The organism is Aerococcus sp. 150760013-2 (genome assembly GCF_053627715.1).
Window position 1 is genome coordinate 1 of the sequence record NZ_JBSEYI010000019.1, and the last position, 22,636, is coordinate 22,636.

Below are 22,636 nucleotides of genomic sequence, written 5' to 3' on the forward strand. Positions count from 1 at the left end.
TAACCTAGTAAAATCAACAAAAAGAGCTGTCTATTTCGCTAATTCCTCCTAGGTATCAATACCTAGGTTTCCTTAGCTGACAGCTTGTAAATGAATACTTCTTCATTAAATCGTAACCGATACGATTTGACAAAAGCTAATATATCATACTTACAAAAAGCTAGCAAGTAAAAAAGGTCGAGTTTTAGCTCGACCCTTCCCCTAAAATTTATTTATCTTTGAATGCTTCATTAATTTCAGGCATGACCCGGACCATATAAACTTCTTGGCAAAAGCCGCGTAAGGCATTATAAATCCGTTGGCCACGGCTATAAACCTGGGTAAAGCCAATGATTGTTGGCCCTGACCCAGACATAGTGACCCCGTCTGCACCAAAATCGAGCATTTGTTGTTTCAACTTGGCTAATTTAGGATGCTGGCTAAAGGTTACTGGTTCCAAGGAATTGCCAATCGCTGCCATCAGGTCTTCATAAGACCCTGACTCTAGGGCTGCCAGTACTTTTGGCGCATTGGGTTCGTAGTTTAACCGTTCAACATCTAGTTGGTTGAAAATTTTCCGCGTTGAAACTGAGATAGCTGGTTTAGCAAGAATGATCCAACATTTGGGTGCTGGTTGAATTTGGCGTATTTTTTCCCCTCGCCCTTCTACCAAAGCCGTGCCACCCGCAATCGAATAAGCCACATCTGATCCTACTTGATTGGCCAACGCCTGCAAGTCTTTCAGGGGCAAGTTAATATCCCATAGGGTGTTAAGTTTACGAAAAACTGCTGCTGCGTCCGTTGACCCACCGCCTAACCCCGCTGCGACAGGGATCCGCTTTTCGATTGAGATGTGCACGCCCGTCTTGATATTGCCCACTTTTTTCATGAGTTGGGCCGCTTGATAGGCATGGTTGCGGTTATCTTCTGGCAAAAAGGCGCGACTTGTCTCCACGATAATCTTGTCTTCTGGAATCAGCTCAAAAGTTAGGTAATCTGACAAATCGATTGACGTCATCACCATGGCCACTTCATGATAATTGTCTGAGCGACGAAATAATATATCTTGAGCAAGGTTGATCTTTGCCGGTGCTACTTCTCCCTCGATCATAAGCAAACCTCCCGTCCAATATTTTTTCCGTATAATTACTAATAAGTTTACCAAAAATATCACGGATTAAAAAGAAAAAAACCACAATATCAAGCACTTCACAGATGAAGCAAGATACTGACGGTTTTCAATGTCGTATATAATATATATATCATTTCAATCGCTTATTCGAATTCGATTTCGACTGATTCAGTTAACACATCGGAATAGCTATAGCAGATGCGTTCAAATTTATTTTCTTCTTGGTCTAGTTCAACCACGAAAACAGCAGGGAAAGTATCACTTAGCACCCCTTGGCGTTTCATCACGCGTTTACGACCAATCTGTTGTGTAAGATGGACGCGTTCACCGATTTTTCCTTCAAGTTCCGCTTTAATAGTTGCAATATTATTTGGCATGCCCTCACCTCTCTACCATACAGTATACCATAAAATGCAAGATATATAAATACCATTTTTATCTTTTATTGTCAACAATTATAATGGTAAAAATAGGTGAGAATTTTAGCCAAATGTTCTTAATCTTGGAAGGTCAAATCTTCTTTGTACAGGGCATCTGCCAAGTGTCCAAAATCTGCAATCGTTAAAGTTTCCGCTCGTTGCTTTTGGTCAATACCTGCAACTTCAAGGGCTTTTAACATTTTTTCAACTACAACTTCCTCTTTTCCAAAGGCAGCACGTAAGTTATTCCAGATGGTCTTACGGCGTTGTTTGAAGCTTGACCGTACTAAATGGAAGAAAAATTCTTCATTTTCAACAGTAATTCTTGGTTTATCCAGCTTGTTTAAGGCCAAGATAGCCGAATCTACGTTAGGTTGTGGGTTAAAAACAGTCCGCGGTACAGTAAAGGCGATTTCCGCGTCACAGTAGTATTGAATAGCTACTGATAATGACCCGTAAGCCTTTGTTCCTGGGGCTGCTGTCAATCGTTCTGCTACCTCTTTTTGCATCATCAAGATGAATTGGTCGAAGTGGAAGCTAGCTTCAAGTAAATTGAAGATAATCGGCGTTGTAATATAATATGGCAAGTTAGCCACTACAACCGTCCGCTCAGCAGGTGGGAAAGCCGCCATTGTCGCATTCAAGTCCGCCTCCAAGATATCTTGGTGCTTGATTGTTACATTGTCGTAGTCACTTAGGGTATCTGCTAAAACTGGCAACAAGCGTTGGTCAATTTCAAAAGCCAATACTTCCTTAGCATTGATAGCTAAAAACTCCGTTAAAGCCCCAATGCCCGGTCCGATTTCAATAGCGTTGGTATCCTTGTCCACCCCTGCCACATCCACCATATGTTGTAGGATTTGCGGTTCAGTCAGAAAGTTTTGTCCCAAAGACTTTTTCGCATCTAAATTGAATTTCTTTAGGATGGCACCCGTTCTTGACGGCGTTGCAATATATTTAAAGGGTTCATTCATAATTTTCACCTATTTCTTTTGGTAATTTTCAAGCACTGTTGCTACTTGGTCTAATGATATCTGGAAAAGGGCTAACCGTTTCGCAAGCTGTTTCCCGTTGACATAACCCAAGTGTAGCTGGCTTGATAAGTATTCTCTTCTGTCTTTGGCATCCGGCGTTCCAATTAACCTTAAGGCAATCAAATCTTTTTGTGCGATAGGTTCAACCGCGTTTCCTGCTGGATCAGCCAACTGGTAAACATTGACCAGCGCTTTTTCAATCGCTGAATCAGAGGCATGCTCAACCCCTAAACTACCCTTGTGACTTGGTTTCGCTTCATCTCGTTCAATAAAGGCATGTTGAATACCAGGTACAGCGTCCACAACCGCTTGACGAATCTTAGTGCCTGAGATATCTGGATCTGTAAAGACAATCACCCCGTGGAGTTCATGAGCTTTCTTGATTTCAAGCAAGGTACGTTCATCAACCGCTGACCCGTTAGTTTCAATAGTTGTGACTTGGTAGAGCCGGTTCAACCGTTGGGTATCTGACTTACCCTCAACTACAATCACCTGTTTAATCTGTTTCTTTTGTTTTGCAGATGGATTTTCAGCTTTCGCCATCTCTCCCTGTTTGTCTTCAGCTGTCATATCACGCATCTACTTTCTTTTGACCAATTGTTGGCCATCAAAATCCAGTGCGAATACATCCAAAGCATTTTGGAAGGTTTGCGCTTCAAAATCTGCAATTGAGCTTTCACGTGTCGTTGCCAAGGTCTCTGCCACATAGGCTACAAAGGCTGATTCATTACGTTTGCCCCGTTTTGGTACCGGCGCTAAATACGGCGAATCTGTCTCAATCAAAATCTTATCATCAGGCACCAATTTCGCAGCTTCCCGCACTTCCACCGTTTTTTTGAAGGTCGATACCCCGGAAAAAGAGACATGCATGCCTAAATCTAGGAATTTCTCGACCCATTCAGGTGTTTCACCAAAGGAATGCATAATGCCACCGAAGTCGCCCACTTTTTCTTCTTTTAAAATGCGGTAACAATCAGCCGTCGCGTCCCGGTTATGGATGACAATAGGCAACTGTAATTCGCGGGCAATCGCTAGTTGACGGCGGAAAACTTTTTCTTGTACGTCACGGGGACTAGTATCCCAGTAATAATCCAAGCCTGTTTCCCCAACCGCCACTACCCGGTCATCTTCTAAAGTAGATAATAGGTATTTTTCAGCTTCAGCATTGTAATCCACCGCTTCAGTTGGATGCCAACCGTAAATTCCAACCATGTCCCCATTTTCCTTGATCATTTCTTGGGCTCGGTTAATGGTATTGTAGTTAAAACCTACTAAGGCAAAGCCTTTTACCCCAGCATGTCTAGCCCGAGTGATGGTTTCATCGCGGTCGTCATTAAAATCATCTACATTTAAATGTGTGTGCGTATCAAATAACATATTTTTCCTTTCTTAACTTAGAAAAAGGGACTGTGACAACCAGCCCCTTCTTCGCGTTATCATTAAGCTATTTCACTACCATTTGCAGCATCTTCAGGTGCAAATACTACTTGTAGTTTACCCTCGTGTTCTGCAGAAAGGATCATTCCTTGAGAAACTTCACCCTTCATCTTACGTGGTTTCAAGTTGGCGATGATGCAAACTTTTTTCCCGATTAAAACACTTGGATCTGGATAGAATTCACGAATACCAGATAGGATTTGACGGTGACCCTTGTCCCCTGCGTCCAATCTGAATTTCAATAATTTGTCTGCCCCTTCAACGAAGTCAGCATCAATCACTTCAGCAACCTTGATTTCAACTTTATCAAATACATCATATTTGATTTGGCTATCTTTAACGGATACCAATTCAGTTTCTTCAGGGTTGAAGCTTTCATCTTCTTCCTCGTCGCCAGCTGGTTTATTGGCAGCCATTTGCGCTTGGATATAAGCAACTTCTTCATCGTGGTCTAGACGTGGGAAGATTGGTTGCCCTTTTTCAACTACTTTCGCAGTTTCTGGGTATAAACCAACTTTGGCATTTTCAAAACCTGCGTCAGCGTCAAAATCTAAACCTAATTGTTCAAAGATGTTAGCTGGCGTTTCAACCATAACTGGTTGGATTAGGATGGCAATCACACGTAATGAGTCTACCAAGTGGTACATCACTGATTGTAATTTACTTGCTTCTGCTTCATCTTTGGCCAAGATCCAAGGCGCTGTTTCATCAATATATTTGTTGGTACGAGAGATGATCTCCCAAACGTGGTCTAAGGCTACACTGAATTGTAGGTCATCCATTGATTGGCGGTAAGCTGCCACTTCAGATGTGATTAAATCTTCTAATGGTGCATCAAAGTCAGTAATTTGACCTGGGTAAGCACCCACTTGACCACCCAAGTACTTGTTAACCATTGAAACAGTACGATTCAATAAGTTTCCTAAGTCATTCGCTAAGTCATAGTTAATACGGTTGATGAAGTTGTCAGGGGTAAAGATACCGTCATGACCAAATTTCACTTCGCGCATCAAGTAGTAACGTAAGGCATCTAGACCGTAACGTTCAACTAGCATTTCTGGGTAAACAACGTTCCCTTTAGATTTAGACATTTTACCATCTTGCATCAATAACCAACCGTGGCCAAAGATTTGTTTTGGTAGTGGTAAGTCTAATGCCATCAACATAATTGGCCAATAAATCGTATGGAAACGAACGATTTCTTTACCTACAAAATGGATATTTGCTGGCCAGTATTTGTCAAAATTTTCAGCATCCGCATTTGGGTAGCCTAAGGCTGTAATATAGTTCGCCAAAGCGTCAATCCAAACGTAGACAACGTGTTTAGGGTTAGATTTAACTGGCACACCCCAGTTGAATGATGTACGTGAAACCGCCAAGTCTTCTAAACCTGGTTTAATGAAGTTGTTGATCATTTCATTTTTACGGGTTTCAGGTTGGATGAATGTCGGGTTCTCTTCGTAGTATTGTAGTAAACGATCAGCGTATTTACTCATCTTGAAGAAGTAAGATTCTTCTTTCACTAATTCTACGTCGTGACCAGATGGCGCTTTACCACCGATTACTTTGCCATTTTCATCTTTGTAAACTTCTTCTAATTGGGTTTCAGTGAAGAACTCCTCATCAGAAACTGAGTACCAACCTTCATATTCACCTAGGTAAATATCACCTTGTTCTAATAAGCGTTCGAAGATGTATTGAATGGCTTCAATATGTTGTTGGCTTGAAGTACGCATGAAAGTATCGTTTGAAATCTTCATTGTCTTCCAAAGTTCTTGCATGCCAGCCGCCATACCATCAACGTATTCTTGCGGTGAAATACCTTGTTCTTCAGCTTTTTGTTGGATTTTTTGTCCGTGCTCGTCTGCACCAGTTAAGAACATTACATCAAAACCGTTCGCACGTTTGTAACGCGCAAGTGTGTCAGATGCTACTGTTGTATATGTATTTCCGATATGTAATTTACCACTTGGATAATAAATCGGTGTTGTAATATAAAATGTTTCTTTATTTTCAGCCACGAATGAGTGCCCCCTAATATTTGTCTATTCTCTTTCCGTAACAGTATATCATAATTTACCAGTATTTTAAGGGGTTTCGACGACATTTACGATCACCCGTGTCATGAATAATTGATAATGTCCTAATGATTCAATTCGAAAAATGGCAAACTTGCCCTAAACTGATTCATGAGTCTACCTACTTATCTACTTACTAGACTACTTGCTTACAAGTCGTTAATCACCCGGTTAGCGAACTGTGGGGCAAAGCGGCCGACATGACCGTATGAAACAGATTTCCCCGGGCTTGGAGCATGTAAATAATAGCCATCCGCGAGTGCCAAGGCGACGTGGTAAACCTGGTCGTCTTCTTCAAAAAAATACAGGTCGCCTGGTTGAACATTGTTTAAGTCTACAGGTTGGCCAAAATATTGCTGTTGGTTGGTTGTGCGTGGCATATATAAGCCGTTTGCCTTAAAAATATATTCAATAAAACCGGAGCAATCAAAACCAGATAGGTCGTTACCACCCCAAATATAAGGAGTGCCAATCAAGTCATTGGCTGTGGTCAGGACGGCTTGCCGTTTAGTAGTTGTAGTATTGAATGGTAGTTGCGCATTTTGGTCGCTAGCTGGTAGAGACGCTATTGTGCCCTTCCCCTTGGCATGAATGGCTTGTGCTGGAAACGCGAGTGCAGCCACTGTATATAAGGCGGCCAGCAAGTATAAGAAACTTCTTTTTTTAAACATATCGATCACTCCTTCTATGGTTATTACAGGGCTATCATATCAGGTTGAAATCCTTGTTACTATAGGATTTACACAAGTTTTACCAAGCGTTTTTTTGGTGGTTTTACGTATACGTTGTGGGTTCAAAATGCTGTCAAAAAAAAGACCTGAACCGGGGTCCAAGTCTTTCATCGTTTCTATATCAATATTTACGCGCCTTCGATGGTAACTAAGAAGTATTTTTTCTTACCGCGACGAACGACGATGTATTTGCCTTCGATGGCGTCTGTTGCTGAGATTTCGTAGTCGACGTCTTGTAGGCGTTGACCGTTGATGTAGATGGCGCCGTTGTTGATGTCTTCACGTGATTGACGACGTGATCCTTCGATGCCTGCGTCTACTAACCAAACGGCTAAATTGTTGCCTTCTTTAGGCATTGTTGATCCTGGCATGTTACCGAAACCTTGTTCAATTTGTTTGGCTGATAGGTCTGCGATATTGCCTGAGAATAAGGCTTCTGTGATGGTTTGGGCATCTTGTAAGCCTGATTGACCGTGAACAAAGGTAGTCATTTCTTCTGCTAGACGACGTTGTGCTTCACGTTTTTCTGGTTCACTAGCTACTTTTTCTTCTAGGGCCTCGATTTCTTCTTTGCTTAAGAAGGTAAAGTATTTCAAGTATTTCACGACGTCTGCATCGTTTTGGTTTAACCAGAATTGGTAGAATTCGTATGGTGACGTTTTTTCTGGGTCTAGCCAAATCGCACCACCAGCTGTTTTACCGAACTTAGTGCCGTCCGATTTCAACATTAATGGAATAGTTAATCCAAAGGCTTCTGCGTCGGCACCAGCTTCTTTACGGATTAATTCTAAACCTGATGTGATGTTCCCCCATTGGTCAGCCCCACCGATTTGTAGACGAACATCCTCGTTTTCAAATAAGTGTAAGAAGTCCATTGATTGAAGGATTTGGTATGAGAATTCTGTAAATGAAATCCCTGTTTCTAAACGTGAAGCAACGATGTCTTTTTTGATCATGGTATTCACGTTGAAACGTTTCCCAATATTACGTAGGAAATCAAGTAAAGTCAGGTTTTTAGTCCAGTCGTAGTTGTTGACCATACGGAAGTCGGCGTCTTTTTCTTTCAGGAATAAGTTTTCCATTTGACCAGCTAATTTGCGGGCGTTGTCTTCTACTTGTTCCATAGATTGTAGGTTACGTTCTTCCGATTTACCTGAAGGGTCACCGATTGAACCTGTCGCTCCCCCAATTAAGATAACTGGACGGTGTCCTGCTAATTGGAATCGTTTAAGGACCATAAATGGAATTAAGTGACCGATATGTAGTGAGTCACCAGTTGGGTCAACACCGCAGTATAGGCTGATTTTGTTGTCTTTGATGTAGGCTTTTAGGCCGTCTTCATCAGTTTGTTGGTTGATGGCACCGCGCCATTCTAATTCTTCAATAATGTTCATGTTTTTCGCTCCTTTTTCCTTTTATAAAAATAAAAAAGCCCCTGCCCTAAGCTCTTCCAATTGGAAAAACCTAGACAGGGACGATTAATTACCGTGTTACCACCCAAATTATTATAAACATTTAGTTTACAACCTCTCTTTGTGCGTTATCGGGCACTAGCCGGCGGAATTTGTACTACTATGTGTAATTCACTATCAATCCTTGACTAGTTTTCACTCACCACTAGTTCGCTAATTACCAGATTCATCGCTACTCCACCAATTAAATTGGTGCCATAGTGCATTCCTTGCACAAGATTATTTGCGTGTGAAACTTTCACTTCTCACTGAATTTTATCAAAGTCATTGGATAAGTCAAGCAGTTTTGATGTCTTTTTCTACTATCGATTGATACTGATATGCTATTTCTTCTATCCAACTACCATTCTTCGTGGTTCCATGCTAGGCCGTCTAATTGACCTTGGGCTTGGAATAGACGTTTGTCGGTTTCAGCGATTTCAGCTTTCACTTTTTTTAGTATGGCGATTGTTGCATAGTCTGTTGCTGTTTCGATGGCTTGATCAATGATCGCCTCTGTCCATTTCAAGTCATTTTCCATTCGGGTTCTAGTCTCCTTGTTTAATGCCGTCATATGATGTGCCCCTTAACGCCAGCTTGTTTTAGGTAGTTGCGCTTCAATGTCGCCTAGATTGTCCATTTCATCTGCCCATTCTTCAGCAACTAAATTTAATTGCTCTTGTAATGGTTGATCAAAATCGCCTGCAATATCTTTTAATTGGGCGATCAACCAAGCGTTTCGCTCAGCAAATTTTGCCTGGGCTGGTAGTTCTAGGTATTGTCTAAAACGGACCAAGTTGTCTTGCTGGATATGTTCTGGTTGGTAGGAATGTTGGGCAAGGACAAATGGTGGCAGGTAATCTAAGCCAATCGCACGTGCAAAGGATTGGAAAGGTCGAAGTAATTCTGAAATGGTTACTTGTTCCCGGCCACCTGCTTGGTACTGTCTTAAAGGTACACCCACCGAGATGATTACACCAAATTCTTTACCTTTTAAATTTTTACTATAAGTATCTAAAAATTCCTTATTAAAGACTTCTTGAATAAAATCCGATACTAAACCAGGTGCTTGATACCAGAATAATGGAAATTGAAGCAACCATCTGTCTGATGCTAGGATAGCTTCTTGATAAGCTGTCACATTTGCTTCAGTGAATGGTCGTTCAATTTGAATAAAAGGAATGGTATTTGGTCTTGCTTCATACAGGAATTGGTGGGACGCTGAGGTCTCCATTTCTGGATGACCACCAAAGATCACGCTTGCCATTGATTCGCCTACTTTCTCATTTATATTTTCCCATGCATTTCTAGTCATTTTATCATAAGGCTATTTTACATAAGAAAAGCAGCCTAACCAAGTAGACTGCTTGCAAAATTTATATTGAATAATTTTTTATAATAAAACTGGTGAATTTGGTCCAACTGGGATACCAATTAGGTACCAGATGACTGCCATAATAATCCACACAATACCGATGGCTACTGAGTAAGGTAATACGTTAGACATTAAAGTTCCTAAACCAGAACGCTTGTCGTATTTGTATAATACTGCTAGAACTACCGGAATGTAAGCTTGCATTGGTGTTAACGGGTTAATAATCCCATCACCAATACGGTAAAGAATTTGGGTGAATGATGGGTGGTAACCTAATAGCATGAACATTGGGACAAAGATTGGTGCCAGGATTGCCCATTTTGCCGAAGCTGAACCAATAAAGAAGTCAACAAACATTGATAATAAAATGAATCCGATGATTAAGGCGATACCATTGGCGCTTTCTAGTAAGGTTGCTCCTGAAATCGCAATGACTGTCCCCATGTTAGACCATGAGAAGTATGCCATCATTTGACTTGAGAAGAAGATGATGACGATGAAGCTACCCATATCAGCCATTGATGAAGATAACATCCGAGATAAGTCGTGTGAATCTTTGACTTGGCCGGTCATTTTACCGTATACGAAACCTGGTACGAAGAACATAATTGTCATCAAGACTGTGATACCATCCATAAATGGTGAACCAGAAATTAACGAACCTGTTTCAGCATTTGCTAAGAATGAATTTGGCATCAAGGCTAAAACTGCAACAATAACGATTGTCGCTAGTAATGACCAGTTTGCATATTTAACTGCTTTGATTTCCTTATCTGATAATGAGCCACCTTTGTGAGCCGCTGGTAATTTCTCACCGGCAAATTCAGGTTGGTACTCACCCATTTGTGGTAATGAAATTTTAGTCAGTACGAAGTAAATAACTGGTACTAATACAAATGTTGAAACGAAGATGAAATAGTAGTTCATCGCAACATTTAGTTCAATATCTGGCATAATAGTCTGTGCTGCTGATTCTGTAAAGGGGAATACTAAGGCATCAGACATCCCCAACATCACGTTGGCCGCAAAGGCTGCAAGTGATGATACATAACCTAGAACTGCACCGGCCATTGGGTTTAAACCAATTTTCAAGAAGGTTAAGGCTGCTAACGGTGGCAATACGATTGGACCAGCGTCCCCAGCGATATTGGCAATTACACCTGCAAAAATGATGATCAGCAAGATGTATTGCTTGGGCGCTTTCTCCACTACGTTAGTTAGAACCGCTTCAAAGTAACCTGATTTCTCAGCCATACCTACACCAAGCATAATAACTAACACGGCTGACAAGGCTGGGAATCCGGCAAAGTTTGTCCCTGCTTCTGATATCATGCGGGCAAAGTATTCACCAGTTAGCAAGTTATTTACTGCAACCTCTGAATTATCTACTGGATTGACAACCGATACCCCAAACATACTCATTACCCATGACGCTAGAATAACTAGAATACTTAGGTAAATGAAGATCATAATTGGTGAAGGCATTTTGTTCCCTACACGTTCAATTCCGTTAAGAATACGGAGTAACCGTGATTCTTGTTGTTTTTCTTCCACTTATTTCATCTCTTTTCTTATTGTAATTCTTGCCTAGCTTTTCACTATTGTTTAGATTATAAAGATTCCATTAAATTTCTTCAAGTCTTTGTTAAATTTTGCATATTTTTTAACATTTCTTTAGTAGGTAATCTCCGTTTTTCCAAACAAAAAGACCCATATCATCTTTATATGGATCGATTTGTTAGATTTATTGACGGCTAAATACCAATTTTTTTAATATAAGTCACAGATACTTGTTTCAACCCTACCGTATTGATATATGAATCCTAATAATTTGTAATTGTTTTTGTTCGTAATGTTCACCTCTTCCGTTATTAGATTTGTATTTCCTGTGAAAGAGGCTATTATAAATTATAGAACTTTTAACGACTAGCTACAGTTTCGGTGATTGTTTGAATTGCGGCTTCACTTCTTTGAATCAAGTCTTTTCCTTTGGCGCCTAATGCTCCTTGTAGGTTTTCGTCTTTTAATAATAAGACGTTTTCTTCAACATTTTCGTTGGCTGCTTGGATAGCCGTTTTCAGCATGGTTGTACCAACGGTGACATCGGCCATCACAGACTTGCGTCCTAGGCTAGCGACTTGGGTCATAATTTCTAAGGCTTGTGTTGCATGGTCCATGATTTCCAATGGCACTTCTGTGGCAATTTTTAAGCCTGCTTGAATTGCCTGTACACGGTCAGCTTTTTCTTGGTCAGTGGCTTTTGGTAATTTGAATGCACCGAATAGTTGGTTTGATGCGTCTTCATCCCCTTGCACCAAAGCGAACAGTGCTTCTTGGTGGCTAGTCATTTGATTGACTAGACCCGTCAGCAAATCAAGGTCCACCCCTTTTTGCTTTTCAATAGTAATATTTAGGACCATGTTACCTAAGGCTGCGCCCATTGTGCCGGCGTATGCTGCTGCTGACCCACCCCCTGGTGCTGATTGGCTTGAGGCTAATGCTTCGATATAAGTGTACATTTCCATGATAATTTCTCCCTTTAAATGATTTTTTGAATAATTTCTCCTATATAATATTAAAACAAATTGAATAGTGGAATTAAAACGATTGGTACGAACATAGATGGTGCGATGTTCATGACTTTGATGTCTGTGATTTGTAAGAGATTGAAACCTAAGCCCATAATAATGAGGGACCCTACCGCACCGATTTCTGTGGTTACGACATCACCTAATAAGGGCGCTATGGATGCGGATAATAACGATAAGGCTGCTTCATAAATAAATAATGGGATAGCGGCAAAGGCTGACCCGATCCCAAGCGTTGACGACAAGACAAAGACGAACACAAAGTCTAAGATGGATTTGGCGTACATGGTGGTGTGGTCTAGAAATAAACCAGACTGCAGGGATCCGATGATGGCCATTGCGCCGACTACAACGAATAAGGTAGCCGATACAAAGGCTTCTTGAAAGGTAGATCCACCTTCGCCAGCTACTCTTTCTTGGAGTTTTAAGGCAAAATGGTTAAATTTACTGTCGAAGTCAACTGTTTCACCGATTAAGGTTCCAATCACTAAGGACAGCACCATGACGATTAAATCGTCTGTTTCAAGAGCACCCTGGATACCAATAAATATAACGACCAAGGCGACGGCTGTCATTATGCCTTTTCGCGTGTTGTTTTTTAAGAGATGACCGAATGTCGTCCCTACACCTGCCCCAAATACTACGCTAATTGCGTTCACGATTGCCCCAAATATGACCATGTCCTAACTCCTCTTATCTTCGTTATCTTTTGAATTTGATTATAACAAATAATGAGATTTTTATGTGGAACTTGTTAACATTTTATAAAATTCGATTCCTATGTTATATTTTGTGACACAAAACGTTAATTTGCCCTTGCATTCTATTAAAAATACATTCATAATACACAAGTAGTTAAATTTAGGACGACAAAAAAAGGAGCAATTTTTATGCCAACATGGACAAGAGAAGCAATTTTTGAAGACGCACAAGAGAAAAATGTACATTTTATTCGTTTAGCATTTTCGGACGTTAATGGAATTTTGAAAAATGTTGAAATCCCTGTTTCACAGCTAGACAAAGCTTTAGATAACGAAATGGCTTTCGATGGTTCTTCTATTGATGGTTTTGTCCGTATCGAAGAAGCTGATATGAAGTTATACCCAGACTTGAATACTTGGACTGTATTCCCTTGGGGCTCTGATGATAGAAAAGTTGCCATCTTAATTTGTGATATTTATACAACTGATGGTGAACCATTTGCAGGTGATCCTCGTGGTAACCTAAGACGTATGGTAGAAAAACTAGATGACTTAGGTTTCTCAGCTTTCAACTTAGGTCCTGAACCAGAATTCTTCTTATTCAAACTTGCAGAAGACGGCAACCCAACGACTCGTGTAAATGATGTTGGTGGTTACTTCGACGTTGCGCCTGTTGATTTAGGTGAAAACTGTCGTCGTGAAATCGTATTGATCCTTGAAGATCTTGGATTTGAAATAGAAGCTTCTCACCATGAGGTTGCGATTGGGCAACACGAAATCGACTTTAAATATACTGATGTTGTAGATGCTTGCGATAAGATTCAATTATTCAAGTTAATCGTTAAAACTGTTGCGCGTAAATACAACTTGCATGCTACTTTCATGCCGAAACCTATTTACGGTATCAATGGTTCAGGTATGCACTGTAACATGTCTCTATTCAAAGGAAGTGAAAATGTCTTCTTTGATGCAGATTCTGAAACACAATTATCTGAAACAGCTATGCAATTTATCGCTGGTGTCTTAGAACATGCTAAAGCGATTACTGCAGTTGCTAACCCAATTGTTAACTCATACAAACGTTTAGTTTCAGGTTACGAAGCACCAGTAAACATTGCTTGGTCTACTCGTAACCGTTCACCACTAATCCGTATCCCAGCTGCTCGTGGTAAATCAACACGTGTTGAATTACGTTCAGTTGACCCAGCGGCTAACCCTTACTTAGCACTTGCTGCTATCTTAGGTGCTGGTCTTAAAGGTATTGAAGACGAAATGGTTGCACCAGCGCCTATTTCTCGTAACGTATACAAAATGACTGCTGATGAATTAGTTAACGGTGGCATTGATAAATTACCTAGCTCTCTTTCTCGCGCTTTAGACGAATTAGAAATCGACAGCGTTGTACAAGATGCTTTAGGTGCACACATCACTGCAAACTTCATCTCAAGCAAACGTATTGAATGCCAAGAATACTTACACCAAGTAACTGACTGGGAATTGAATACATACTTGGAACAATACTAATTTAGGTAAAATGGACACGACTTGGCGAAAGCTAGGTCGTGTTTTTTAATTGTATAGGAATAGAAAAAAACGCATGACCTAGAGAGGAGTCCAGATCCTGCGTTTAAATTTGGTTATTCATTTTATTATTCAGTTATGCTTTAGCCTTTACTCTCCTAAATGTGTTAGAAGCTAGCTGACTAAACATCAAAGCTCGCACCCTAGTCGGGTTCGCTTTGCCAGTCAGGTCTCCACTTCAGACTAGTTTGCGCCACTCGGTATGTGTCACAGCACTAGTCTTCCAGTGCTACCTGCCTAAGCGCCAAAGCTCGCACCCTCTTTTTAAAAGTCGTTCCAGTTTTTATCGTCTATATACTTGTCATCCACAAAGCTGTGGTTGGTTTTGTATGTGGACGTTTTTTCTTTTCTTGCAAATCTGCGGTATGTATTGCCTTGTTTTTTGGCTTTTCGGTTTGATTTCGGCTTGTATTCCTCTTCTTCTACAAGCATTTCTTTGGCCCGGTGCTTTCTAGCTTGGCTTAGTCGTGATACTTTTTCCGGGTAGCCAGTTTCATCTAATGCTTCTTCGTAGAAGTTGATTAAGGCTAGGGTGTGGTAGGGTTTGACGTAGAAGTAGGCTAATCCTAGCGTGAATGGAATCAATAGGTACCATCCGATAAAGCGTAGGTTTAGCCAGATAAATCGCCATTTCCGGCCGCGCATCATCCGACGAGATTCTGTGATGGCCTCAGATGCTGTTAAGATTGGGAAGTCGACGATTAAATAATCGGTCAATGCATATCCAATACCTTTATAAACCGCTGGGAAAAACAACAATAATGACCACATGAGTAGATAAAAACCACGTAGGACGCCTGCCCAAGTGAATTTAATTGAATCGCGCATGATTGGCCCAATAATGTCACGGTGGATTTGTATTGGTCGTTGGTTATTCTTCACCATCAATGACCGTAGATAAGCCATTTCAGCTCCGGCAATAAAAACGATCTCAATGATAATAATCAGGACGCTGATGGGGAAAAGGACCAAGGATACTGCAGTTGGTAAGGTCCCAATTATCCATACAATTGCCCAATAAAGAATGGTAAACAAGACAAACCAACCTGCATTCTGACTTAAAGTCTCTTTAGCTTTCACTTTTAAATTTCTTCGCAATCACGGTCACCTCCTCATAAAAATAATCAATTGATTATGTTCATATAATACTTGTCTAATCGATGAACTGGTAGGCACCAATACTTGCCTTTCAGATCAGCTAATCTTATATAAGTATTTTATCAAATTCTCAAGTTTCGCCATCCACCCTAGGACCTATTTCGCGCAAAAGAATAACCTTGAATACCGTGGTACTCAAGGCTCTCTTTTTGCCAGTAATAATGGTTACATCTTAGTCGCGGGAACGACCACCAAATAAAATCAAGACACGTAGTAATGACAAGGCACCTGCGATAGCTGAAGCGACGTAAGTCATAGCTGCAGCGTTCAAGGTTTTACGAGCATATGGTAATTCTTTGGCTGTTAAAATATGCCCATCTTCCATAATTTGTAGCGCACGTTTAGAGGCGTCAAATTCGACTGGTAAGGTCACTAATTGGAAAAGTAAGGTTAAAGAGAACAAAATAATCCCAATGTTGATAAAGGTCTCGTTATAGCCCGCGATGGCACCTAGGATTAAGATTGGCCAAGACATTTTTGAACCGATATTGACAGCGGGTACAATTTTTTGACGTAGGGTCATCATGAAATAACCTTGGGCGTCTTGAACCGCGTGGCCACACTCATGGGCTGCAACCCCGATAGCAGCAATCGATTTTGAATCGGCTGTCGCGTCTGATAAACGCAGTACTTTATTGCTTGGATCGTAGTGGTCGGTTAAGTTACCAGAAATTCGTTCAACACGAACGTTGGTAATACCTGAATATTCTAGGATGTATTCGGCAACTTGGGTACCGGTCATTCCTTTTGCAGTGGCATATTTACTATATTTATTAAATGTTCGACTTACGTTGGCACTTGCGATTGACGCGATTACAGCACCAATAAGAATTAAGATATAAGTCCAGTCAAGCATCATGGGGAAAAACATCGAATCACTCCTTCTTTCATATTATAACAGCTAACCTCGCCCTGACCAATGCAGATGCTGGATTATGGGTTCATAATCTGTTGGTGGATAATGTCAATAACTTCCTGACTTTCTGGTAGGTTGTTCAGGTAAAATTCATGGTGCATGTAATCAAACTGGTAATAGTTACTGGTATGATTATGGGCACGTAATCGACGGTGCAACCAACGCCCGTCGCAGGCGTGGCTGTCATCCGATCCGTTAATAAAATCGACTGCTGGCATTGAGTCAATTGGCATTTTGGCATAGTTCAAGGCTGGGTTTTTATCCCGCCAGATCGTTTTTAAGGCATTAACCTTGGTCGCGTCAAATTGCACATCGTTTGGGTTGATGTTGACGTCATCAAAGCTTGTGTTTAGCCATGGTGACAGTAAAATCACCCGTTTCACTGGTTGGCCGATTTGGTCCATCCGGTCCGCAACCAATAAGGCTGGAATCGCACCTGTATCAGAAGCAAGAAAGTAGATATTTTCTAGTGACCGTCCCGTTTTGTCAGCGATTTCTTCTATTAGAGCTGTAATCCGCCCGGCTTCAGCGCGTAAGTCATAATTAGCGAATGACCGCAGCAAGGGAATTGATACATTCGCCTCATCTTCAAAGCGGTTAGCTATTTTTCGGGCGAAGGCCCATTCACGCGCTTGTAAGGTATGAATCCCGCTACCGCCATGAAAATAAATAATCCAGGGTTTGTCATTCTTTGTAGGCGTGTCTTGTGAGTCCAAAACCGGTTCGGTATCAATATCCGTCAGCTCGACGATGACACCCTTTTTGCCACGGTGAATCTCTGAAGCATGGTCGCGGGTAATAAAAAATAAGTTTTCGTGGTTGATGCTCCTTTTAGCTAGGTCTTCAGTTGCTTGTTTCTTGCTATTGGCAGGGGTTAATCGATTAGCTTCTCGCTTAATCCTCATACCATCTTGTATCACCTTGCTGCGCACCGATCGCTCTTGACTCATGGCATGATAAACATAGCCGACGCCTGTTGCAGCAGCTGCTAAGCCTAGTCGCCAAAGTCGGTTATTGTACTGCTTACTCATTCTTGCACGCTCCTCCCCATTTTCTTCATCATAAAACTTGCACGAGCTCTTTAGTCTATTATAACTGAACACCAGGCATTGGATAGGGACTAAAGTCCTAATTTTGGCAAAAGAATTCCTACATTTCCCTTAGCATTTTCTAAAAATTATATTAATTTCTTGAGAAATTCGTTTAAGTCTCGTATCATTAAGGGTATATTATACTTTATGGGTTATTATCGCAATTCTACACCCAAAAATACAGCATTCATTTCTGTTATTCACTGCGGTAATACAAGAAAAAAATAGAATAAGGAGATAGATAATGGTATTGAAGAAACTAACCACCCTTACAATCGTCGGGGTGAGCATTGGGGTATTAGCAGGCTGCTCTAGAACACCAGACCAGGTTGTGACAAAGTCAGCCGAAATTGCCCAAACTATGATGGGGCAATTAGAATCCATTCAAACGCAGGAAATGGCCTTGCAAGATGCTTTTGAAGCGGATTTAGCAGCTGATGAAAGTCTAGCCAACTTGGCTGAATCAGGCACGGGTGCAACACGGGAAAACCTACAAACCAGACAAGAAGAATTTGACGAATTAAAATCGCTATTTGAAGATTTCCAAGATCAGGTTGAAAGCTTAAACGAATTTGACGAAACTGACTTCACAGCTGGGGAAGATTTCGCCAACTTTGATATGTCTCGCCAATTAGCTGACAGTGTGAACACGCAAATGAGCGCCTACATTGAAAACTACCAAGCTGTTTTGGAAAAAGAAGATGCTTATTACACAAGTTTAGCAGCTGAAGACAGCGATCTAACGACCTTCTCTGACGGTCTAGCGGAAATTAACGGTAACTTTGAAACATCACAAGCAGCCTTATCTGAAATGTTACCTGACTTAACGGCATTAGCCAAACTTTCGCAAACAGAAAATCAAGCACAATAAAATGAAATAGAACGGAGGCCAGAACATTGAAAGACAATCAATCCAATCCAAATCCGGATATTAAGACAACTTTAGACCCAAAAAACGAAGGACCTAAATTCAATTGGAAACTTGTTTTAGGGCTACTCACAGCCATTGTATTAGGTTTAGCCTTAATCTTTGGCATTCGAACAGACTGGTATGGCTTAGCCAATGAAAATAACCAAGAACAAACCGCAAGTAATGAAAGTTCGTCTGAACAAAATGCTGAATCTACCAGTGAATCTGCTAAATCAACTGAAGCAAGTGATGAAGATGCTAGCGCTGTAACGACAAGCGGTGAAGGTGACGGTACACAATTACCAAATGTTTCTACAGAAGCAACGGCTTTATTAAACCAACCAAAAAATTTACCCTCAAAATTCCAATACGATTCAGGTTATGATATTCCCTATCCTGAAGACGGGGTAAAAGGGGTTTACCTATCAGCTGTCGGTGCCACTGACCAAGCCCTATTTGATGAAAATATGGCCCTTTTAGATGAAACCAATCTAAATTCTGTTGTATTAGATGTCAAAGACGACTACGGGAACATTACTATGGATCTACCGTCAGAAGATGATACGGTCAACAACAACGAAACAGATAGTATTGACGGCGAAGGCATTATGCAAACCTTCGAAGACAAACAAATCTATCCAATCGCCCGTATCACAACCTTTAAAGATACCAACTTAGCCAATGCTGACCCTTCTCGTACCTTCCTAACAGAATCTGGTGAAGTATGGACTAACGGTGGTGGCGATGCCTTCTTGAACCCATACAACAAAGATAACTGGGCATACCTAGTAGAAGTCGCAAAATCAGCCGCCCGCGCTGGTTATAAAGATATCCAATTCGACTATGTTCGTTTCCCAGAAGGATTTGAAACTTTCGGTGAAACCTTAACTTATGATATGGGTGACTACGCTAAATATGGAAAAGCTTCAACTGAAGCCCGTCAAATGGTTATCGCAGACTTCCTAGCTTATGCCCGCGAAGAACTTGAACCATATGGTGTAGATGTCTCAGCAGATATCTTTGGTTACGTGACAGATGTTGTGGCAACACCTGGTATCGGTCAAAACTACAACATGATTGCAGAAAATGTAGACGTTATTTCATCAATGATCTATCCTTCTCACTGGGGTCCTGGCTACTTTGGCTTAGACTATCCAGACTTATACCCATATGAAGTTGTACAAGCTTATATGGAAAAAGAAAATGCTTTAAATGCTGAGCTTGAAGAATCACCAGTATCTAGACCTTGGTTACAAGACTTTACCGCATCATACCTAGCTGAAGGTACTTATGCTGAGTACGGCGCGACGGAAGTACAAGAACAAATTGACGCTGTCATTGAAAGTGGCGCCAACGAATACCTACTTTGGGATGCATCTAATACCTACACAAGAGGTGTAGATTACAAATAATCATAGTAAGCAAAAACTCGATGCCAGCTGGCATCGAGTTTTTGTTTTGTTTTAAATAGTATTGGTGAAAATTATCTATAGGTTACGAACAACGCTTATTTTTGTGCAAACTTTGCGAGACAACTATTATTCGATTATTTCAGTGTGGAAACACCGTGTCATATGTTCAAGCATAGTGTCCCCTAAATCTGTAAAGGTTGCAACGCCATTTGCATGGACTTTCGTTTGAAAACCATAAGCATCCGCCCCACTAACTGTATTGAAAACACAAATATCTGTGGCTACACCAACGACATGAACTGTATCAACGTCTTTATCCAGCAACAAGTCCGCCAAACCCGTATTAAAGAAACTATTGTAATTTTCTTTAGGCAGGTATGTGACCAATTCATTCTCTTTGTTAGCTTGGAACCAGTCCTGCAATTCACCGTAGAGTGCTTGCCCTTCTGTCCCAACCACATTATGAGCTGGCCACAATTTAAAATGTGGGTCATCCACTTGATGGGCATCCATAGCCACGACCACATCCTTCCCTTGGCTGATAAAGTCTTCTGCCAGAGATTTAATGTAAGGAACGATGGCTTGACCTGGTTGGCCAACGGTTAATGAACCGTCTGGTGCCACAAAATCGTTACTCATATCTACAATGATTAATGCTTCTTTACCCATGAAATCAGCCCCTCACTCGTCATTTGCATCATTCTTTGAAAAATGAATGTGCATTTCTATACACAATATTTATCTTTGCTTTATTTGTTTCTTAGCTCGGTAACGAATTCTTCTATTTTATTCATGGCAATCGTCAATTCTTTAATTGAGTAAGCATATGAAATACGTAAGAATCCTTCCCCACCCTCACCAAATGCTGAACCAGGCACAACTGCCAATTTCTTCGCATCAAGGAGCGCCAAGGCAAATTCTTCACTGGTCATATCAAATTCACGAATGTCAGGGAAGGTATAGAAAGCCCCGCGTGGTACGAAACAAGGAATACCCATGTCACGGAATCGGCCCAATAAGAAGTTACGACGTTTTAAATAGTCTTTCCGCATCGCTTCTACATCGTCATCACAATCTTCTAAAGCCACAACTGACGCATATTGCGATACAGTTGGTGCAGCCATAATCGTGAACTGGTGGATTTTCAACATTTGTTCCACTAAAACTTCTGGTCCACATAGGTAACCAATTCGCCATCCTGTCATTGAGAAGGCTTTAGCAAATCCGTTAATGTAGATTGTCCGTTCTTTCATCCCTTCAAACGAAGCGATTGATGTGTATTTATCTTTGGCGTACCAGATTTCAGAATAGATTTCATCCGTTAAGACATATAAATCATGTCTCTTAATGACGTCAGCCAATTTTTCCAACTCTTCACGCGTTGCCGCTGCCCCAGTTGGGTTGTTTGGATAGTTTAAAATAATAGCCTTTGTCTTATCTGTAATTAATGCTTCAATATTTTCCGGCTGTAAAATGAAGTCGTGCTCACTTGGTAGCTTCACTGGTACGGGAATTCCGCCAGCAAGCTCAATTGACGGTGTATAGGATACGTAAGACGGATCCATACACAATACTTCATCACCTGGGTTAATTAATCCACGACAAGCAAGGTCAATGGCTTCAGAACCACCAACAGTGACAATCACTTCCGTATCTGGATCATAATCCAAGTCATATTTGCGGTCTACATAATTTGAAATTGCACGTCGCAATTCAATTAAACCTGCATTGGCAGTATAATAAGTTTTACTTTTTCTAATGGCCCGAATCGCTTCTTCACGAATTGACCAAGGCGTTGGAAAGTCAGGCTCCCCTACACCAAGCGAAATCACGCCTTCGATTTCATTGGCAATGTCGAAAAAACGGCGTATACCAGATGGCTCCATATCAATTACGGTTTTATTTTGAGATTTCGTCATTGTGAGATCACCATACGTCCGCCATGTTCTTTGATATCTTTGTAGACAACCCCTTGTTCTTTATAGCGGTTCATTACAATGTGGGTTGTTGTAGCGCTAACTTCGTCGATAGCTGCTAATTTAGAGATAAATTTAGAGATATCTACCATCGTTAAACGCTTCGTTAATAATAGGAAATCATAAGTACCTGACATCAAGTATAAAGATTCTACTTGATCATATTGGTAAATGGTTTCTGCAATGTCTTGATAAGATACACCGTGGTGTAAATCAACATTGACTTCTACCATCGCTGATAGCAAGTTGTCATCGGCAACGTCCCAGTTGATCATGGTGTGGTAGCCGGCAATCACGTTATCTTTTTCATAAGCAGCGATTTGCGCAACGACTTCTTCTTCGTTAGCTTCAATCATGTTAGCAATAGTTTTAGGTGCTAATCGCGCATCCTGCGCTAAGATAGCTAACAATTCTTTTTTCTGTTCGATGTTCATTTTTATCCCTCCAAAAACGACATAACTTGTAGCCTTAAGCATACTTTTAAAGTGAAATTTTGTCACTTCATTTGAATAATTTTAATAAAAATTTTTGATTTCACCCCAATTTCAAAAACGCTTCCTCTTCTAGTATATATCAACTACTCTCTGTTAAAACAGAGAGTTTGTCCTAAACATGGTGGTTGTACAAACGATATAATATCTCCAACCGTTTAAAGACACTAAGGGAT

At 40.8% G+C, this 22,636-nt stretch carries 22 protein-coding genes; 3 read left to right on the top strand and 19 right to left on the bottom strand.

Annotated elements, in window-relative coordinates:
• Nucleotides 1-208: 208 nt before the first annotated feature.
• The 13 genes from ispE to ACUW85_RS09120 form a co-directional block, all read right to left on the bottom strand.
• On the bottom strand, nt 209-1,090 hold the full coding sequence (gene ispE / locus ACUW85_RS09060; RefSeq protein WP_182023619.1) for a 4-(cytidine 5'-diphospho)-2-C-methyl-D-erythritol kinase: 882 nt from the start codon (nt 1,088-1,090) through the stop codon (nt 209-211).
• Between the two features lie 164 nt (nt 1,091-1,254).
• The gene (locus ACUW85_RS09065) at nt 1,255-1,488 is read right to left on the bottom strand and encodes a Veg family protein (protein ID WP_003143068.1); all 234 of its coding nucleotides are present in this window, start codon (nt 1,486-1,488) and stop codon (nt 1,255-1,257) included.
• Nucleotides 1,489-1,607: 119 nt separating this feature from the next.
• Nucleotides 1,608-2,504, bottom strand: a complete 897-nt coding sequence (gene rsmA / locus ACUW85_RS09070; RefSeq protein ID WP_182023621.1) for a 16S rRNA (adenine(1518)-N(6)/adenine(1519)-N(6))-dimethyltransferase RsmA — start codon at nt 2,502-2,504, stop codon at nt 1,608-1,610.
• Between the two features lie 9 nt (nt 2,505-2,513).
• On the bottom strand, nt 2,514-3,143 hold the full coding sequence (rnmV, locus tag ACUW85_RS09075; protein ID WP_182023623.1) for a ribonuclease M5: 630 nt from the start codon (nt 3,141-3,143) through the stop codon (nt 2,514-2,516).
• The gene (locus ACUW85_RS09080) at nt 3,144-3,941 is read right to left on the bottom strand and encodes a TatD family hydrolase (protein WP_182023625.1); all 798 of its coding nucleotides are present in this window, start codon (nt 3,939-3,941) and stop codon (nt 3,144-3,146) included. It lies immediately after the preceding gene.
• A 62-nt stretch (nt 3,942-4,003) separates the two neighbouring features.
• Nucleotides 4,004-6,022: a methionine--tRNA ligase gene (metG, locus tag ACUW85_RS09085; RefSeq protein ID WP_149315053.1), complete on the bottom strand. Its 2,019-nt coding sequence runs from the start codon at nt 6,020-6,022 to the stop codon at nt 4,004-4,006.
• A gap of 206 nt (nt 6,023-6,228) precedes the next feature.
• A complete protein-coding gene (locus tag ACUW85_RS09090) occupies nt 6,229-6,750 on the bottom strand; it encodes a C40 family peptidase (RefSeq protein WP_048726871.1) in 522 nt (173 codons plus the stop codon).
• 188 nt (nt 6,751-6,938) lie between these two features.
• Nucleotides 6,939-8,204 (bottom strand): tyrosine--tRNA ligase, encoded by a 1,266-nt coding sequence (gene tyrS, locus ACUW85_RS09095; RefSeq protein WP_149315054.1) that lies wholly within the window; start codon nt 8,202-8,204, stop codon nt 6,939-6,941.
• Nucleotides 8,205-8,622: 418 nt separating this feature from the next.
• A complete protein-coding gene (locus ACUW85_RS09100; RefSeq protein WP_149256379.1) occupies nt 8,623-8,835 on the bottom strand; it encodes a hypothetical protein in 213 nt (70 codons plus the stop codon).
• 12 nt (nt 8,836-8,847) lie between these two features.
• A complete protein-coding gene (locus ACUW85_RS09105) occupies nt 8,848-9,528 on the bottom strand; it encodes an NAD(P)H-dependent oxidoreductase (RefSeq protein WP_182023627.1) in 681 nt (226 codons plus the stop codon).
• A gap of 126 nt (nt 9,529-9,654) precedes the next feature.
• Nucleotides 9,655-11,190, bottom strand: coding sequence for an AbgT family transporter (locus ACUW85_RS09110; RefSeq protein WP_182023629.1), 1,536 nt, complete (start codon nt 11,188-11,190; stop codon nt 9,655-9,657).
• A gap of 365 nt (nt 11,191-11,555) precedes the next feature.
• Entirely contained in the window at nt 11,556-12,161 is a 606-nt protein-coding gene (locus tag ACUW85_RS09115; protein ID WP_182023631.1) for a cyclodeaminase/cyclohydrolase family protein, read from the bottom strand.
• A 50-nt stretch (nt 12,162-12,211) separates the two neighbouring features.
• Nucleotides 12,212-12,904: a DUF554 domain-containing protein gene (locus ACUW85_RS09120; RefSeq protein ID WP_048726852.1), complete on the bottom strand. Its 693-nt coding sequence runs from the start codon at nt 12,902-12,904 to the stop codon at nt 12,212-12,214.
• A gap of 210 nt (nt 12,905-13,114) precedes the next feature.
• Between ACUW85_RS09120 and glnA the strand changes: the two genes are divergently transcribed.
• Nucleotides 13,115-14,449 (top strand): type I glutamate--ammonia ligase, encoded by a 1,335-nt coding sequence (gene glnA, locus ACUW85_RS09125; protein WP_182023633.1) that lies wholly within the window; start codon nt 13,115-13,117, stop codon nt 14,447-14,449.
• A gap of 321 nt (nt 14,450-14,770) precedes the next feature.
• On the opposite strand, the gene ACUW85_RS09130 is transcribed toward glnA, so the two are convergent.
• The 3 genes from ACUW85_RS09130 to ACUW85_RS09140 form a co-directional block, all read right to left on the bottom strand.
• Nucleotides 14,771-15,604: a DUF975 family protein gene (locus ACUW85_RS09130; protein ID WP_149358101.1), complete on the bottom strand. Its 834-nt coding sequence runs from the start codon at nt 15,602-15,604 to the stop codon at nt 14,771-14,773.
• A gap of 232 nt (nt 15,605-15,836) precedes the next feature.
• Nucleotides 15,837-16,535 (bottom strand): zinc metallopeptidase, encoded by a 699-nt coding sequence (locus ACUW85_RS09135; protein ID WP_182023635.1) that lies wholly within the window; start codon nt 16,533-16,535, stop codon nt 15,837-15,839.
• Between the two features lie 62 nt (nt 16,536-16,597).
• Complete coding sequence (locus ACUW85_RS09140) at nt 16,598-17,611, bottom strand: alpha/beta hydrolase (protein ID WP_182023637.1); 1,014 nt, start codon at nt 17,609-17,611, stop codon at nt 16,598-16,600.
• Between the two features lie 304 nt (nt 17,612-17,915).
• On the opposite strand from ACUW85_RS09140, the gene ACUW85_RS09145 reads away from it, so the two are divergent.
• Together ACUW85_RS09145 and ACUW85_RS09150 are read left to right on the top strand one after the other, a co-directional pair.
• Nucleotides 17,916-18,542, top strand: coding sequence for a YkyA family protein (locus tag ACUW85_RS09145; protein WP_182023639.1), 627 nt, complete (start codon nt 17,916-17,918; stop codon nt 18,540-18,542).
• Nucleotides 18,543-18,568: 26 nt separating this feature from the next.
• Nucleotides 18,569-19,993, top strand: coding sequence for a putative glycoside hydrolase (locus tag ACUW85_RS09150; RefSeq protein WP_182023641.1), 1,425 nt, complete (start codon nt 18,569-18,571; stop codon nt 19,991-19,993).
• 126 nt (nt 19,994-20,119) lie between these two features.
• Here the strand turns inward: ACUW85_RS09150 and ACUW85_RS09155 are convergent, their stop codons facing one another.
• The 3 genes from ACUW85_RS09155 to ACUW85_RS09165 form a co-directional block, all read right to left on the bottom strand.
• Nucleotides 20,120-20,662, bottom strand: a complete 543-nt coding sequence (locus ACUW85_RS09155; RefSeq protein WP_182023642.1) for a cysteine hydrolase family protein — start codon at nt 20,660-20,662, stop codon at nt 20,120-20,122.
• An 80-nt stretch (nt 20,663-20,742) separates the two neighbouring features.
• Nucleotides 20,743-21,912 (bottom strand): pyridoxal phosphate-dependent aminotransferase, encoded by a 1,170-nt coding sequence (locus ACUW85_RS09160; protein WP_182023644.1) that lies wholly within the window; start codon nt 21,910-21,912, stop codon nt 20,743-20,745.
• Entirely contained in the window at nt 21,909-22,403 is a 495-nt protein-coding gene (locus tag ACUW85_RS09165) for an Lrp/AsnC family transcriptional regulator (protein ID WP_039934560.1), read from the bottom strand. Before ACUW85_RS09165 ends, ACUW85_RS09160 begins: the two co-directional genes overlap by 4 nt.
• Nucleotides 22,404-22,636 lie beyond the last annotated feature (233 nt).

Excerpts from the sequence above, each read along its gene's own strand:
- glnA (WP_182023633.1), top strand. The coding sequence starts at position 13,115 with ATGCCAACATGGACAAGAGAAGCAATTTTTGAAGACGCACAAGAGAAA.
- ACUW85_RS09140 (WP_182023637.1), bottom strand. The coding sequence starts at position 17,611 with ATGAGTAAGCAGTACAATAACCGACTTTGGCGACTAGGCTTAGCAGCT.
- ACUW85_RS09135 (WP_182023635.1), bottom strand. The coding sequence starts at position 16,535 with ATGTTTTTCCCCATGATGCTTGACTGGACTTATATCTTAATTCTTATT.
- tyrS (WP_149315054.1), bottom strand. The coding sequence starts at position 8,204 with ATGAACATTATTGAAGAATTAGAATGGCGCGGTGCCATCAACCAACAA.
- ACUW85_RS09165 (WP_039934560.1), bottom strand. The coding sequence starts at position 22,403 with ATGAACATCGAACAGAAAAAAGAATTGTTAGCTATCTTAGCGCAGGAT.
- ACUW85_RS09080 (WP_182023625.1), bottom strand. The coding sequence starts at position 3,941 with ATGTTATTTGATACGCACACACATTTAAATGTAGATGATTTTAATGAC.
- ACUW85_RS09100 (WP_149256379.1), bottom strand. The coding sequence starts at position 8,835 with ATGACGGCATTAAACAAGGAGACTAGAACCCGAATGGAAAATGACTTG.
- ACUW85_RS09065 (WP_003143068.1), bottom strand. The coding sequence starts at position 1,488 with ATGCCAAATAATATTGCAACTATTAAAGCGGAACTTGAAGGAAAAATC.
- rnmV (WP_182023623.1), bottom strand. The coding sequence starts at position 3,143 with ATGCGTGATATGACAGCTGAAGACAAACAGGGAGAGATGGCGAAAGCT.
- ACUW85_RS09090 (WP_048726871.1), bottom strand. The coding sequence starts at position 6,750 with ATGTTTAAAAAAAGAAGTTTCTTATACTTGCTGGCCGCCTTATATACA.
- rsmA (WP_182023621.1), bottom strand. The coding sequence starts at position 2,504 with ATGAATGAACCCTTTAAATATATTGCAACGCCGTCAAGAACGGGTGCC.
- ACUW85_RS09115 (WP_182023631.1), bottom strand. The coding sequence starts at position 12,161 with ATGGAAATGTACACTTATATCGAAGCATTAGCCTCAAGCCAATCAGCA.
- ACUW85_RS09120 (WP_048726852.1), bottom strand. The coding sequence starts at position 12,904 with ATGGTCATATTTGGGGCAATCGTGAACGCAATTAGCGTAGTATTTGGG.
- ACUW85_RS09105 (WP_182023627.1), bottom strand. The coding sequence starts at position 9,528 with ATGGCAAGCGTGATCTTTGGTGGTCATCCAGAAATGGAGACCTCAGCG.
- ACUW85_RS09160 (WP_182023644.1), bottom strand. The coding sequence starts at position 21,912 with ATGACGAAATCTCAAAATAAAACCGTAATTGATATGGAGCCATCTGGT.
- ACUW85_RS09145 (WP_182023639.1), top strand. The coding sequence starts at position 17,916 with ATGGTATTGAAGAAACTAACCACCCTTACAATCGTCGGGGTGAGCATT.
- ispE (WP_182023619.1), bottom strand. The coding sequence starts at position 1,090 with ATGATCGAGGGAGAAGTAGCACCGGCAAAGATCAACCTTGCTCAAGAT.
- ACUW85_RS09155 (WP_182023642.1), bottom strand. The coding sequence starts at position 20,662 with ATGGGTAAAGAAGCATTAATCATTGTAGATATGAGTAACGATTTTGTG.